The following is a 16,076-nucleotide window of genomic DNA, read 5'->3' as shown; positions in this document are numbered from 1 at the left end:
AGCAATACCCGTTTATAACTATTTATTGATGAGTTTATAACGAGTAAAAAGTTGGTCAAAGTATCGTTAGAAAAGCACAACGCAAAAAGCAACATTTTATTACCATTGATTTGATACCACCAAGCCCCAGAACGCTTCTATCGAACATGGCAAATAAACTTGTTAGCAGATTCAATAGCACCACTGCCTCTAGGAAATTGACTGTGTTTGAAAGATTGGTAATCAATACGATGGCTATTGGATTTGAGGTAAGAAATCAGTTTACGTATTTCATCTTCAATCTCTAAAGTAGAGGCTTTGATTCTTTGCAGGCTAGCAACAACACTTTCTACCTCACCAAAGTTGAGTTTAGCCATAGTGGACTCAATAAAGAAAGCCTGCTCATTTTGCTCTGTAAAGAGGAGTTTAGCCATTTTATGGATATGCTCAGAACAATGGTAGTAGTCTAATATTTCTGTTCCTGTTGGAAATGCTCTCTTTAAGTGTGTCCATAGCCATTTTGCTCCATCTCCTAGTAATGCTATTCTAACTTTTTCCATTGGTATTAGTGTTGATGCAAAACTTAGGGCTTGTCCAAATTCCTCTTCATTTGCAATTTTATGCCAACTCATTATTTGTTCTATTCTGTCCTGACACACTAAATATATTCTAAATCCCTTAGCCTCTTTCCACTCTCCTTTTCCTCGTTTTTCTGAGCGCGAGCTAGCTTGAGGTCTAGTTGGCAAATGCGCTCCATCTGCTGCTACTACTAGCACTGGCTTCCATACTCTGCCATTTGTTGCTTGCTCTATTATTTCTTCTACTTTAGTTTGGCTTGGCAACACTCTGATGTTATCTGCTGCCTGTCCCATTTCACTTGCTATTTCTTGCATACAATGGTCAGTGATTTTTTATCCCTGTTAGTCGCTCAAATATTTGGCTTGCTCTTTTGTATGGTACTTCACTAAATAGTTCTGCTGCTGCCCTTTGCAAATCATATTGTTTTTCTGTGGTGCTATTTTCATTTCTTCGTCATATGGTTGATATCCTTTTTGGCAGCTTTTGCAGTAAAAATATGGCCTTTCTATCTCTATTTCTCCATTTAAGCTTTCTACTATTCTGCTTCTCATTTGTGGTTGTTTTGTAAGCATTTTCCACATTCTTGACACACATATTTTTCTCTTGCCCGTTCTTTCGCCCCTTGCTCATTTATTACTTCTTGCATTATTGCTTTACTTACTTTTTGTCCTTCTTTTTACGATTTCACTTATTGCTTGAAAATCTTCTTTCTCTCCTATTTTCTCTTTCAAATTTTTAACCATTTCATCTACCGCCTTGATCCTACTTGTTTCCATTTTTCTTCTATCTTTGCTTGCTGAATTTCTCTTAAGTTTATCCTGCTACCATTTTTCTTGCATCCTCTTTGCTAGTTTTTCTTAGGTAAACAGTTATCCCTTTGTTTTGCAATCTTTACTTCCGTTTAACTTTCGCTTATAAATTAGTCATAAACGGGTATTGCTCCCATAAAAAAGCTATAAACTCATTATTTTTTGTTTTAACCTTTAAAACATATTTATTTTTAACAAAGTTTTATATTAGCCTTATGTACCTCTACTAAATTCTAAGCGTTTTTTTGCTAATTCTAATAGCTTTTTCTCTACTCTATAATTAACGGTTCCGTCTGGAAAAGTGCCGTCAATAGCTCTTTCACCTGCTTTTGTGCTTGTTAAAAGTTCTATGCCTTGGTCAATATTTTCTACTGGATAAATATAAAATTGATTATTTCTTACAGCTTCTATTACCTCTTTTTTTAGCATTAAATCTTTAACATTAGATGATGGAATTAAAACTCCTTGATGGCCGGTTAATCCTCGTTGGTTGCATATATCAAAAAATCCTTCTATTTTTTCGTTTACTCCGCCTATAGCCTGTACTTGACCACGTTGATTAATTGAACCTGTAACGGCTAAAGATTGTTTGATTGGTAAATCGGCTAAGGCTGATAGCAAAGCATAAAGCTCTGCTGATGAAGCACTGTCACCATCTACTAAATTATAAGATTGTTCAAAGACAAGGCTAGCTTTTAGTGATAGAGGTTTATCAATAGCGTAACGAGAGCCTAGAAACCCGGCTAATATCAGCACACCTTTAGAATGAATTGGGCCGCTTAATTCAACTTCTCGTTCAATATCAATAAATTCACCTTTTCCTAAACGAACAGAAGTTGTAATACGTGTTGGATAACCAAAGGAAAAATTGCCTATTTGGACAACACAAAGACCATTAATTTGACCTATTTTTTCCCCTTGAGTGTCTATTAAAAGCAGCCCTTTGCTAATTTGTTCTTGTAAAATTTCTTGAAATTGATTAACTCGTTGTATTTGCTTTTCTATGGCTTGTTCTACATCTCTAATACCAATAAATTTATTGCCAAATTCTTTTGCCCAATAATCGGATTCTCTCATTAGATCTAAAACTGTTTTCATATGAGTAGATAATTTTTCTGAATTACCAACAAGACGCGAACTTTGTTCTATTATCCTTGCAACTGCTTGACGATTAAAGGGTAATAAATTTTCTTTTCGACCTAAATTAGCAATCATTTTGGCATAAAGAAGTTGAGTTTCTTGGCTGCGGTTCATGGTTTCGCTAAAATCTACTGCTACTTTGAATAGTTCTTTAAATTCTGGATCTACTTGATAAAGTAAGTGATAAAGTTCTCTTTCGCCTAATAATACAACTTTAATTTTTAGTGTAATAGGTTCTGGACTTAAAGAAACAGTGCTAATTAAGCTTACTATTTGCTCTAGTGATTCTATTTTAAGTATATTAGAAAATAAAGCTCGTTTTAGACCTTCCCAAGCATAAGGTTGAGTTAAAACTTTGTCTGCGTCTAATATCAAGTAGCCTCCATTAGCTTTTTGTAATGCACCAGCTTTAATTAAACTAAAATCTGTTACTAATGACCCTAAATGGGTTTTATGTTCAATCTGACCAAATAAATTATGGTAGGTAGGGTTATTTTCATAAATAACTGGTGCGCCTAGGTTTTGGCTATGTTCTACTAGCAAATTTATTTGGTAACGAGCTAGTAATGATAAATTTTTATGTTGTGAGGCTCTTGTTTTAACGGAAAAAGTTTTTTCTGAAGGTTTACCATTGCTTAGAAAAACACCTGAATTATCAATCATATCTTTTTGCATTGCTGACAAATAATCAATAATAGCAGGTAAATCTATATATTTTTTCTTAAGTTCATCAACTAAATTGCCTACAGCTAATGAAATAATTGCTTTATTAAGCTCTTTTATCTTTTTTCTTGTCTCTTTTTGCCATTGTAGTTCTTTATGTGTTAGATTTATAAATTCTTCTGTAAAGATTTTTATTTTTTCTTCTATCTCTTCACGTTCACTTTCTGAAAGTTTTTCATATTCTTCTGGAGTAATTACTTGCCCTTTTTTAGTTGGAACACAAACTACTCCTTCTGGAGTTTGCATTAAAGTAATAGATTTAGCTTTAGCGCGTTTTTGCAAAGCTTGGAAGGCTTTGTCTTGTTGTGATTTGAGTTTTTTCTTGATGGCTGATTTACGGCTTCGATATTCATCACTTTTAAGTGCAGCAAGTACGTCAGCATACAATTCTTCTATTAATTGGACTATGTCTTTATGTAGCTCTAATCCTTTGCCTGGAGGCAAAGTTAAGAGTTTAGGGTGAGTTGGTTTTTCAAAATTGTTTACATAACATAAGTCATAAGGGGTTATTTCTTGGCTTGCTTTTTGTGTAAGAAAATGTCTTATCACAGATTGTTTAGCTATTGCTGAAGAACCTAAAGCAAAAAGGTGATAACCCTCTTGTTTAATATTTATTCCAAACCTTATTGCTTCTATGGCCCTAGTTTGCCCAATAATTTCCATTAATTCTTCTAATTCATCGCTAGTATTAAAAGGAAAAATTGCTGGATCACAATGTTGATATAACTGCTCTGGTTTTAAGGGGGTTACACTCATTAAATCTCCATAAAATAGAATTAAAACTAGAACTCTAGTTTTTCTAGCAAAAGCTGTTTTGGAAGTTACCACAAAATCAACTCATAAAAAATTTATTTTGGCTTTAAGTTGAAAAACTTGGCATAGAAATTGAGTAGCACTTATAAGTAGATGGCATTAATGGTGGTTAAGAATTAAATTTGGGGATTTTGACACAATAAAAAGCATTAAAAACTTGATTTTAATTTTATTAGGTGGGCAAATGATTACAAATACACTAGTAGAAAAAAACATTCTTAGAGGGAATCACGGATCTTTTTCTAAAGAAGTAATATTTTCTGCCCACAACTTATCAAAAACTTATCAAATGGGAGAAATAAAAGTTTATGCACTTAATTCAGTAGATTTTGAGCTTTTTCAAGGAGAATTTGTTGTTTTACTTGGCCCGTCAGGAAGTGGTAAATCTACTTTATTAAATATTTTAGGTGGTTTAGACACTCCTACTAGTGGAGAAGTAATTTTTCGTGATCATAATTTAGTAACAGCAAATGAAAGTGAATTAACGCGGTTTCGTCGGGAGCATATTGGGTTTGTTTTTCAATTTTACAACCTTATTCCTAGCCTAACAGCTTTAGAAAATGTTCAGTTAGTAACAGAAATATCACTACATCCTATGCAACCAAAAGAAGCTCTTAAATTAGTTGGTTTAGGAGATAGATTAAACCATTTTCCAGCGCAAATGTCTGGAGGTGAACAACAACGAGTAGCTATTGCAAGAGCAATCGCTAAACAACCTGATGTGCTGCTTTGTGATGAGCCAACAGGAGCATTAGATTTTAAGACAGGAAAGTTAGTTTTAGAGGTATTAGAGCAAGTTAATCAACAGCTAGGCACTACAATAGCCGTTATAACCCATAACGCGGCTATTGCAGCAATGGCTGATAGAGTAATTCGATTAGGTAGCGGCAAAATTGTAGATATTAGCTATAACCAAAAGAAAGCTAGACCCGCAGACCTAGAATGGTAGGTTTTTATGAGCATGTTAAATCGCAAATTAATTCGTGATTTATTACATATGCGAGGTCAAATAATTGCAATTACTTTAGTTGCAGCTTGTGGAATTGCTGCTTTTATTTGTTTAAGAAATATCTATCAATCTCTATTAATTACACAAGATACTTATTATTCTAGCTATCGTTTTGCTAATGTTTTTGTGCAAGTAAAACGCGCTCCAGACTCTATTAAATCATCAATAGAGCAAATACCTGGTGTAGCTACTGTTCAAACACGAATTGTTTCTGAAGTAACGCTGGATGTGCCTGGGTTAAATGAACCTGGTTCAGCTAGATTAATTTCAATTCCAGAAAAACAAGTGCCTATTCTAAATGATTTACATTTAACATCTGGACGTTGGATTAGCCCTAATAATCGTAATGAAGTAATTATTAGTGTTGCTTTTGCAGAAAAAAATCAATTTAAGCCAGGCGATTCAATCAGTGCAATTATTAATGGTCGATGGACAAAATTAAATATTGTTGGTTTAGCACTTTCTCCAGAATTTATTTATGAAATTCGTGGTGGAGAAATGTTTCCAGATAGCCGACGTTTTGCAGTTATTTGGATGGGGGATCAAGCTTTAGGTGCGGCTTTTAATATGCAGGGGGCATTTAATGATGTTGTTTTATCTTTATCTCCTCAAGCTAACGAAACAGCAGTAATTGAAAAATTAGATTTATTATTAGAAAACTATGGTAGTTTAGGTGCATATGGTCGTGAAGACCAAATATCACATCATTTTGTTTCAAATGAAATTGCAGAGCTTAAAGTTAATGGAACTCTAACACCAGCATTATTTTTAGCTGTTTCAGCTTTTCTAATACATTTGGTTTTATCTCGACTAGTTGCAATACAACGTGAACAAATCGCAGTATTAAAAGCTTTTGGCTATAAAAACATAAGTTTAGTTATTCACTACTTAAAATTAAGTTTATTGGCAGTTTCTTTTGGGATTATTTTAGGTGCGGGCTTAGGTTGGTATTTTGGCTATAAACTTACTGAGATTTATACAGAGTTTTTTCACTTCCCTGTTTTGCAATATAAATTTGATTTAGCAGTTTTTGCTAGTGCTGTTGCTATCAGCTTTCTTTCAACTACAATTGGAACAATTAGTGCAGTAAAAAAAGTTATTAGACTTTCCCCAGCAGAAGCAATGTCAGCAGAGGCCCCAGACCAATTTCGTCCTGGTTGGCTAGCAAAATTAGGATTAGAAAATCTATTGCCTTTATCTACAAGAACTATAATTCGCAACCTTGAACGAAACCCTTTCAAAGCCTTACTAACTATGTTTGGAATAGCAATGTCTGTGTCATTATTAGTTGTAGGTTTTTATTTTCATGACGCAATAACTCAAATTATTTATATTCAATTTGATAAAACACAGCGTGAAGATGCCAATGTAGTTTTCTTTGAACCTAGGTCAATTACAGCAGCTTATAATTTAGCTAGTTTATCAGGAGTAATGAGAGTTGAACCTTATCGCACAGTACCGGTACGATTACGTTTTGGTCAAAAAACGCGACGAGTAGCATTATTAGGACTAGATCCTAACAATCAGCTACACCAAATTACAGAAACTAATAATAATGTTGTTGAGATACCTCTTAATGGAATAGTAATAAACAAAAAGCTAGCAGAAATTTTGCAGGTAAAAATAAATGATGTACTAACGTTTGAAACTTTGGTTGGGAAAAAACTAACACGCAATATTACTGTTGTAGCCGTTGCTGATGAAGTGTTGGGATTATCAGTTTATATAAATAGGCATAGCTTAAATCAACTGTTAAATGAAGGTGAAGTAATTAATGGCGCACGCTTAATAGTAGATGGAAAAGAAAAAAAACAACTTTATGCAAAACTTAAAAATATTCCAACAGTAAGTAGTGTTATGGTGCCAGAAGTTGTGCTAAATAATTTTAATGACACCCTTGCCCGAACAATGGGAATTTCTACCACAATTATTATTTCATTTGCTTGTACCATTGTTTTAGGAATGGTTTATAACAGTGCGCGAATTGCTTTATCTGAACGAGGAAGAGAACTAGCTAGCTTAAGAGTGTTAGGTTTTACAACTTCAGAAATAGGTACAATGCTATTAGGTGAACAATGGCTATTAACATTTATAGCTATTCCTACTGGTTATTTGCTAGGTTATTTTTTCTGTCATTTAATTGTAACGGCAATAGATACTGAAATGATAAGGCTACCTTTGATCATTAGTCGCTATAATTTAGCAGTAAGTTTTATTATCACAATTTGTGCAGCATTAGTTTCAAGCATAATAGTCCAAAGGCGGTTGCACCAACTTGATTTAATTGAAGTATTAAAAACTAGGGAGTAAACGCCATGAAAAACCTACTTAAACATTTATTTTCAATTTTATTTATATTAGCAATAGGTGTTCTTGTTTTTTTGCGTTTCAAACCGAACCACTCAAGGTAGAAACTGCTTTAGTAAGTCGTGGCCCAATGCAAGTAGTAATTACGGCTGAGGGTAAAACACGAGTTCAAGATAGGTTTTTAGTTACAGCACCAGTTTCAGGTAAACTTTCACGGGTAAAACTTCGTCGCGGTGATCAAGTTTTACTTAATGACATAATAGCTAAAATAACTCCAACTCCTAGTATTCCTTTAGATTCACGCCAGTTAGCTGAAGCAAAAGCCCGTTTGTCTAAAGCAGAAGAATTAAAAAAAGAAGCTGATACAACTATTAAGCGGCTAACTGTTAACTATGAACAAGCAGAACGTGAATTTAATCGCTCTAAAACTTTGGTAGAAAATGGGATTATCTCGCGTCAAGATTTTGAACGCCTTGAAAACAATAAACAAATGTGTTTTCAAGAATTAACAGAAGCTAAATATCGGGCATATGCTGCTAGTTCAGAAGTTGAAATGGCTAAAGCTACACTGCTAAAAGTATCAGAAAATAATTCAACTGCTGACACTGAAAGTGTAAGTGTTAAATCTCCTATTAAAGGACAAGTTTTACAAATAATAGAAGAAAATGAACGTGTAGTTAGTGCAGGAACTCCATTAATAGAAATTAGCAGTCAAAAACTAGAAATTGTTATTGATGTACTTTCAACTGATGCAGTAAAAATCAAATGTAGTTCAACAGTAATAATTGAAGGTTGGGGAGGAAAAAGTTCCTTAAAAGCCAAAGTTAGATTAATTGAACCTTCCGCTTTTACAAAAATTTCTGCTTTAGGTGTTGAAGAGCAACGAGTAAATGTAATAGCTGATCTATTAGAAATACCTGATTCTTTGGGAGATGGTTATAGAGTAGAAGCTAAAATTGTTATTTGGGAAAAGAAAAATGTCTTAAAACTACCAATAAGTGCTTTATTTAGAAAAGATGATGATTGGTATGTATTTGTAGTAGAAAACAAACTAACAAAATTATGTGCTGTAAAAATTGATCATATTACAGATTCTGAGGCTGAAGTTATTTCTGGCCTCAAGCAAAATCAAATAGTTATAACTCATCCTTCAAACCAAGTTATTGAAGGAATAGTTATAACAACTTCTGCTGATAAGTAATAGAAAAATATGAACTTGTTTAAAAATTAATTTTAAGCATATATGTGATATTTACAAATGAAAGTTGTTGTTAATCCTATCTATTAACCGTTGCTTTCTCAGTCAAATTTTATGTTTTACCACATTCTAAACTGTGGTAGCACCTCTAATAAAATTTCCTTTCTATCGCTTAAGCTTGCCACCTAAAAATCAATCAGAAAGGTAAATAACAAATGATGAAATTACTAGGTTTACTAGTATTGCTACTATTTTTTTGCGGTCAAGCGACTGCACAAGACTTAGACAAGGTTTTTCATAACAAAACAACTGCATTTGCTGTTTATGATTTACAGAAAAACTCTTATCAACGCTATAATGAAGCTCGTTGTAATGAGCGGTTTTCCCCTTTTTCTACTTTTAAGATTCCTAATTCATTAATAGGTCTAGAAACAAGTGTAGTTACAAATGTAGATTTAACCACTACTTGGGATGAGGAAAAATACCCTAGAAAAAATAATTTTTCTTCAGAATGGAACCGAGATCATAGTTTGCGTTCTGCTTTTAAGCATTCTGTTCTTTGGTACTACCGGGAATTAGCTAAAAAAATTGGCCCAGAAAAAATGTCTAACTACTTAACTAAAATTAATTATGGAAATCATGATATTTCTGGTGGAATTGACCAATTTTGGTTAAACAGCAGCCTGCAAATATCTATTAATGAACAAATAACATTTCTTACAGCATTATATAAAAACCAATTGCCTTTTTCCTCAAATACAGTAAAGAACTTAAAAGAAATTATGTTATTAGAAGAAACTGCTGACTATAAAATCTATGCTAAAACTGGAACAGGATTTTTAGCTGAAAATAATGTTTTATGTTGGTTAGTTGGTTTTGTTGAAACAAAAGGAAATACTTATGTTTTTGCTACTAATCTTTCTGATAGTAAAATAGTACCTCCAAAAGCACGAGTAGAATTAACTAAACAAGCATTAAAAGAATTAGGGGTTTTATCAAAATAGTTTAGAAAGCTTAATTTTTTTGAAGGTCAGGTAAATAAATAATTTATTTGGCCTTTTAATTTTTTGTGTTTAAGGCAACATAGATTTTGTTTCAAGGTCAATCAATATATTAAGAAATTCTTCGCCTAGCTCTTTTGCTGTTGGGCGTAAGTTTGGGTCTTTTTCTAAAGTTCTCATTACTAAAGCTTCTATAGGGTCAGGAATACTACGATTAAGCAGTTTAATTGATGGAGGAATTTCATTTAAGTGTTGTGAAAGAACGCCAAAGGAACTACCTATACTAGATGAAAAAGGTCGCCGGCCTCCTAACATTTCATAAAGCATAACTCCTAAACTATAAACATCTGCTTTTCCATCATAGTCAACATTTTGAATTCTCTCAGGTGCCATATAATTAGGAGTGCCTATAAAACCTTCTACAGCCGTTAAATCACTAAATTTTAAGCTTGGTGTTTCTTTAATTAATTTAGCTATCCCAAAATCTATTACTTTAATTACTTCACCTAAAGTAGTTTGATGTAAAAACACATTATCTGGCTTGATATCTCGGTGAATTATACCTTCAGAATGTGCTTTAGAAAGAACTTCACAAATAGGGAGCAAAATTTCCGCACAGCGACGTAAAGAAATTACTGTTTTTTCTTTTAATTCTTTAACTAAAGTATGTCCTGTAAGTAGTTCCATCACAATATAAGCTATACCTTGTGAGGAAATGCCAGAATCAAAGACATTTACAGCATTAGGATGATTAACACGACAAATAGAAATAGCTTCTCTTTGAAACCGTTCAAGCTCACTAATAGAGTCATTTCCTAAACTTGGCCTAAAGACTTTTACTGCAACTGCACGTTTCATAGGAATATGAGTAGCACGATAAACAGCACCAAAGCCACCTGAACCAATTTTTTCTTCTAGTTTGTATTTGTCATCTAATATAGTGCCTGGCAAAGCTTGAGCTAGAACTGTAAATATATGATTTGCTTTTCTATAAGACTCAATCAATTCTTGATTTTTTTCAGCTAATTCTTGATTTTTCTTAGCTAATTCTTCAATATTTTTTTGCAATTCTTGTTGAAGACGAAATATTTTTAACTGATTCTCAACACGAGCTATAACTTCTTTAGTTTGAAAAGGTTTAGTTATGTAATCAATTCCGCCGACTTCAAAAGCTTTAACCTTGTCTAGCACTTCATCCAAAGCACTTATAAATATAACAGGGATACCAGAAGTTTTTGGATTAGCTTTTAATAAAGTACAAAGCTCATAACCATCCATTTCAGGCATATTTATATCAAGTAATATTAAATCTGGGGAAAGAGTCTCAACTATTTTTAATGCTCGACGACCATTATTTGCCACACTAACCTGATAATTTTCCATAGAAAGCAATCCTGATAGTAAATTTAAGTTATTAGGCAAATCATCTACTACTAAAATAGTTCCTTTAGAAGCTTTATTTATTTCACTTAAATCTATATTTGTTGTTTGGTTTTCACTGTAATTAGAAGTTCTGAGACTTTGATCTTTAGTAGTTTCTATTAGATTTGGTAAATAAGAAGGAATGTTATTTATTAGTTTATTTGAGTTGCTTTCTTTTGTTTCTTCAAACATTTTTATAAAAGACTCTACATCAGTACGTAAACTGCTATCACCTGCACAAACTCTGTCAAGATATGGCCCAACCAAGTAGGAATCTTTTTCTAAAGCTATATCAAGAATTGTTTTAATTTGTTCCCAGCGTTTTTGATCCATCCTTAATTCCTAACATTTAGCTAGTGTAGTTATCTGAAAGAATACTATCAATTTCATCAAATTGGTAGTTTTTAAGCAAAGTTTCTAGTTCATCAAATAATTCTGGGTCTAAACTACGCTCTTGGTTAACTAAAGCTTTAGCATCTTCTACAAAACCTTTTGCTAGCATAGATCGAAAATTATCTAGCCATTCTTTAGGCAATTTAAGTAGTCTTTCTTTAATTAGTATTTTTTCTTTACCAGATTTTCCTTTTAGCTCTTCATAAATATAAGTTACGTCTAAGTATTCTGCTAATTTATTAAAAAGCTCACTTTCTCTAAAAGGTTTATTTATAAAATCATTACATCCGGCTGAAAACATTGTGTCTCTAGTCTGCTCAAATACATTAGCAGAAAGCGCGATGATTGGCATAGGAGGTAAATTTTTAGCTTTTTCTCTATCACGAATTAACTTAGTTGTTTCAACTCCGTTTAGTTCAGGCATTCGGATATCCATAAAAATTAGATGGAATTTATTATTTTGCCATTTATCAAAAGCCTGTTTTCCATTATCAGCCACATCAACTTGAAAATTAACTGATTTTAGTAATTGAGATAGCAAAAGCTGATGTTCTAAGTTGTTATCTACAACTAAAATATTAAATTTGTGGCTATCGTCTGCTAGTCTTAAGACTTTGCGTTCATCCATTAGATTTTCATCTTCTGGGGATGGAGTAATTTCAACGCTAAAAGAAAATGTTGTCCCCTTACCAATGCTACTAGTAACATTTATATCTCCACCCATTAACTTAACTAAACTACGGCTAATAGCTAGGCCAAGACCAGTGCTGCCAGTTATTTTGCTTGCTGTTTCAGTTTGAAAAAAAGGTAAAAACATTGAATCTATGTCTTGTTCTGCTATTCCAATTCCAGTATCGGAAATTGTAAATTTAGCTTGTCCATTAGTCCAATCTGCTAAAAGACCTACACTACCTTGATCAGTAAATTTAATAGCATTAGAGAGCAAATTTATCAGCACTTGCTGTAATTTGCCCTCATCGCCAAAAACAAATGTTGGAAATTTCTCAGATATATCAAATTTTAATTCTGTGGCTTTTGTTTCTGCTCTTAGCCTAAACATATTATAAATACTGCTAAGTAGCTCTTTGGTATTAAAAAGACGCTTGCTTAAAGTTAGTTTTCCAGACTCAATTTTTGCTAAAGAAAGCACATCATTTATTAAGTTAAGCAAATGTTCCCCGCTACGCATTATGGTGTGTAAAGTCTCATGGTGTTCTTGTTTAAGATATTTATCTCGGCTCATTAATTGAGCAAATCCAATAATCGTATTAAGTGGGCTACGTAATTCATGGCTTAAGTTTGATAAAAAGGCCGTTTTAGCTTCACTAGTTTTGCGTAATTCATTTTCTATAAGATCGCCATGCTCTGCTGTAGTTTCAAGAATAATTTCAAGATCCATATTTTTTTTTGAGACTATTTCTAGGATTGATTGGAGTGCTGCTTCTGCGCGATGACGTTCTTGGATCTCACTATGAAGTTGGTCTTCGACTGCATCCCCATGTTCAATTGTCATTTCTAATTGAATTTGGAGATCTTGGTTAGTTTTTCTTAGCAATGCTAATTCTTTATTTAATACTTCTATTTGCTCTAATAGCTTAAGGTCTTGACCTGTAGGGTTGTCAAATGTACTCATAAAATTTAGATAAATTCTAGTGTCATACTAGGCATTAAGCGTTTTAAGTTTTTTAGGGATTTTGTTTGCCATAAAATTTTCTCTGACCCTTGTATAGTTAGTTTAGCATCTCCAAGATCACGTATTTTTAATACAAACATAGAAAACATACTAATACCAGAGCTATTAAGAAATTGTAGATCTGTAAGATTCATAGATATTTGCTTTTGTTTATCAAATACATTAACACATAAATCTAGTATTTCTTTGTAAGCGTCCACACCTTCTAATCTAAGAAACCCACCAAAAAAGATAGTAGCTAAGTTTTCATCATAGCGAACATAATAATCTGCTGTCTTAATCTCCATAAGCTTTTTACACCTCTAACTGAATAGTAATTGTTAGTTTAACCACATCTACTGGATTAAGCAATTTTTCAAATTTCCAGCCTGGTTTTGCTCCATAATCATTAATTATTGTAAGTAGCCCAATTCCTGAACTATTACCTTCTGAGCTTGCTTTTATTAACTGTTTAGTAAACATTTCATCCATGTCAGAGCTAAGTAGCTCTTTAATATAAGTTTTATAGTTCTCTGATGATTCTAAACTAATATGATTTGTCACCATAAAGACTATTTTTTCATTATACATATACAGTGCAATACTTACTGGTAAGTTAGTATTGACCAAACTATATTTCATTGCATTTTCTAAAAGCTCATTAGCAATAAAACTAACAGAACTTTTTATTGTTTCTTGTTTACCTATTTTAGAGCCAGGAATTTCATCACCTGGAAAAAAAGTAGCAAAATAATCTCCTAAAAAGTCAGCCGATATTCCATTATTGCGCCAACGGCTATTACGAGGGATAGAACTAGGCGAAAAGTTTATGATTAAATATTCCTGAGAATCTGAGTCTTGACCGTAATAATCTCCAAAAATCTCTGTATTTACTTCCATAATCTTTCCATCTTTCTTAAAAATAATTAAGCTTTTTTACGCTTTATAACTAACAAAGTTATATCATCATATACCTTTTGTTTACCAACATGTTTTTTTAAGTTTCCAATTATTTGGCTACATATTTGATTTGCTGATAAATGAGAGCTTTCTTTTATTACTTGAAATAAACGACTTAAACCATACATCTCATTTTGCTGATTTACGGCCTCTATTAGGCCATCTGTATAAAGTACAGCTATTTCTTCTGGATTTAGTTTAATGTCTGTTTGTGCTACATAAGCTTTAATGTCTGATTCAATACCAAGGGGAAAACCTAGCTCAAAAGTGTCTATTTGTTCTATTTCACCATTACTACGTAAAATCACTAGATCTTCATGTTGTCCGCTAAGACGTAGCATTCCTTCTTCATATTCAAGCAATGCTAGCGTCATGTTTTTATGGCTTTTCATACGTCTAGTATTATCATAAATTACTTTATTTACTGAATTTAAGAATTTAATAGGGTCTTTCTCATCATTAGCTAGCAGGGTACGAATTGCTGTTTGTGCCATTATCATAACTACCCCGCTTTCTAAACCATGCCCAGTAACATCACCTATGCCCATTCTAATTTTATTACCTTGTTTAACAACGTCATAATAATCCCCTCCAACCTCATCAGCCGGTTCCATAAACCCTGCAATATCTAAATCTGCTAGTTGGATTAGTTCTTGTTCTTTAGGTAAAATCATCTGTTGTAATTGTCTTGTTACATCTAATTCCGCACTCATTCTTAAATTATCAGCCTTAAGACGTTCGTTAAGCTCTAAAATTTGCTTATTAGCTACTTCTAGCTCTGTTGTTCGCTCTTGTACACGAATTTCTAATGTTTGGTTAGTTTTCTCTAAAGCTTCAAAAGATTCTTTTAATTGAAAGACCATATCATTAAAAGCTTTTGACAGGATTCCTAACTCATTATTAGCTTTGATATTAACTTGGATATTTAAGTTTCCATCACTAATTTGTGCAGCAGCCATTGTTAAACGTTGAAATGGTGCAACAATTCTTTTAGAAAAAAGAAAACCTAATATAATAACTACTATAATTATTACCATTAAGCTAATCGTCATTGTAAGTATCATATTATAAATAGGTTGGTAGGCTTCCATTGTTGGTAGTTCAACTACAACCAACCAAGATACACTTCTAACAGGAGCAATTGCCCCTAAAACCTCTACACCTTTAAGCCCTTTATAAACATTTAAGGATTTAGCTTGTAGCATAGAGCGTTCTTTAATAAATGCTAGATTTGAAACATCTTCTAAATTAAATACACTTTGACTACTACCACGTTTAGCAATTAACTTGTTTCTCTCATCTACAACATAGGCATAGCCTGTTTTTCCTACATCAGTTTGGGAAACAATAAAATTAAGGAATTTAAGATTAACTTTTGCTAAAAGAACTCCATCAACTTTATCTTCTAAATTATGAATTGGTACAGCAAAAGTAGTAACTAGCTGATTAACATCCTTATCAAAGCTAACATATTCAACATATTCTTCCTGTTTCTTAAAAGTACGTAAAAATAATTGGGTATTAGCAAAAGTAGTTGGCGTAGGTGTGCCATAAGGTGAAATAGTTGCTAAAACTTGTCCTTGACTATCAAGAATTGCCACCATTTCATATGCTGCATTATGACGGGTTAAAGCTTCTAGCAGATTTTGTTTTTCAGCTTGCGGTAGATTGGTTAAACCCCTTACACGTGCTAAATAACTAAGTTTTCTTTGAAGATCGTCTATATAAGAATCAATTGTCTCGGCGGCAACTCGGCTATGTTCTTTTTGCAATTTGTTAGTCTCTCTTAAAAGAACTTGAAAACTATAATAAATTAAAAATCCTCCTGTTATTAATATACTAAGCACAACCGAAAGTGCTAACCCATATCTAAGTTGTGTTGCAATAGAAAACTCATACCAGGCAAGCTTATTAGTATTTAATTTTTTATGTTTCAATAAAGAATCTTTTTTCATTCGCTAGATAATTATCCTAATAAAAATCCTTCAGCATCAAGACTATAGAACTATCTCAAAATATCAATAAAAGGCATAATATCATAGTTTTTTTATCATGTTGTTGATATGTTTTC

General features: G+C 32.7%; 12 protein-coding genes. 4 read left to right on the top strand and 8 right to left on the bottom strand.

The features are described 5' to 3' along the window. Nucleotides 1–137: 137 nt before the first annotated feature. The 3 genes from IPK14_25485 to IPK14_25475 form a co-directional block, all read right to left on the bottom strand. The gene (locus IPK14_25485) at nt 138–872 is read right to left on the bottom strand and encodes a hypothetical protein (protein MBK7996600.1); all 735 of its coding nucleotides are present in this window, start codon (nt 870–872) and stop codon (nt 138–140) included. 27 nt (nt 873–899) lie between these two features. Beyond that, nucleotides 900–1,148, bottom strand: coding sequence for a hypothetical protein (locus IPK14_25480; protein MBK7996599.1), 249 nt, complete (start codon nt 1,146–1,148; stop codon nt 900–902). Between the two features lie 432 nt (nt 1,149–1,580). After that, nucleotides 1,581–3,986 carry an AAA family ATPase gene (locus IPK14_25475; GenBank protein ID MBK7996598.1) on the bottom strand — a complete coding sequence of 802 codons (2,406 nt, stop codon included), beginning with the start codon at nt 3,984–3,986 and terminating at the stop codon, nt 1,581–1,583. 241 nt (nt 3,987–4,227) lie between these two features. Here IPK14_25475 and IPK14_25470 point away from each other — a divergent pair, with 241 nt between their 5' ends. The 4 genes from IPK14_25470 (at nt 4,228) to blaOXA (ending at nt 9,561) form a co-directional block, all read left to right on the top strand. Then, the gene (locus IPK14_25470) at nt 4,228–4,992 is read left to right on the top strand and encodes an ABC transporter ATP-binding protein (GenBank protein ID MBK7996597.1); all 765 of its coding nucleotides are present in this window, start codon (nt 4,228–4,230) and stop codon (nt 4,990–4,992) included. A gap of 6 nt (nt 4,993–4,998) precedes the next feature. Further along, a complete protein-coding gene (locus IPK14_25465; protein ID MBK7996596.1) occupies nt 4,999–7,362 on the top strand; it encodes an FtsX-like permease family protein in 2,364 nt (787 codons plus the stop codon). A 127-nt stretch (nt 7,363–7,489) separates the two neighbouring features. Further along, a complete protein-coding gene (locus IPK14_25460) occupies nt 7,490–8,560 on the top strand; it encodes an HlyD family efflux transporter periplasmic adaptor subunit (protein MBK7996595.1) in 1,071 nt (356 codons plus the stop codon). A gap of 212 nt (nt 8,561–8,772) precedes the next feature. Continuing rightward, complete coding sequence (gene blaOXA / locus IPK14_25455) at nt 8,773–9,561, top strand: class D beta-lactamase (GenBank protein ID MBK7996594.1); 789 nt, start codon at nt 8,773–8,775, stop codon at nt 9,559–9,561. 69 nt (nt 9,562–9,630) lie between these two features. Here blaOXA and IPK14_25450 read toward each other — a convergent pair whose 3' ends face one another. Genes IPK14_25450 through IPK14_25430 form a run of 5 tightly spaced genes read right to left on the bottom strand, consistent with a single transcriptional unit; the run spans nt 9,631 to nt 15,960 of the window. Continuing rightward, nucleotides 9,631–11,313 carry a protein kinase gene (locus tag IPK14_25450; GenBank protein MBK7996593.1) on the bottom strand — a complete coding sequence of 561 codons (1,683 nt, stop codon included), beginning with the start codon at nt 11,311–11,313 and terminating at the stop codon, nt 9,631–9,633. 16 nt (nt 11,314–11,329) lie between these two features. Further along, complete coding sequence (locus tag IPK14_25445) at nt 11,330–13,006, bottom strand: response regulator (protein ID MBK7996592.1); 1,677 nt, start codon at nt 13,004–13,006, stop codon at nt 11,330–11,332. Between the two features lie 5 nt (nt 13,007–13,011). Continuing rightward, nucleotides 13,012–13,353, bottom strand: a complete 342-nt coding sequence (locus IPK14_25440) for a hypothetical protein (protein ID MBK7996591.1) — start codon at nt 13,351–13,353, stop codon at nt 13,012–13,014. Nucleotides 13,354–13,360: 7 nt separating this feature from the next. Next, on the bottom strand, nt 13,361–13,945 hold the full coding sequence (locus tag IPK14_25435; GenBank protein MBK7996590.1) for an ATP-binding protein: 585 nt from the start codon (nt 13,943–13,945) through the stop codon (nt 13,361–13,363). A gap of 26 nt (nt 13,946–13,971) precedes the next feature. Continuing rightward, the gene (locus IPK14_25430; GenBank protein ID MBK7996589.1) at nt 13,972–15,960 is read right to left on the bottom strand and encodes a SpoIIE family protein phosphatase; all 1,989 of its coding nucleotides are present in this window, start codon (nt 15,958–15,960) and stop codon (nt 13,972–13,974) included. Nucleotides 15,961–16,076 lie beyond the last annotated feature (116 nt).

The sequence above is a fragment of the Blastocatellia bacterium genome (assembly GCA_016713405.1).
Lineage (GTDB): Bacteria > Acidobacteriota > Blastocatellia > Chloracidobacteriales > JADJPF01 > JADJPF01.
This window is presented reverse-complemented; position numbering and strand designations above follow the sequence as displayed.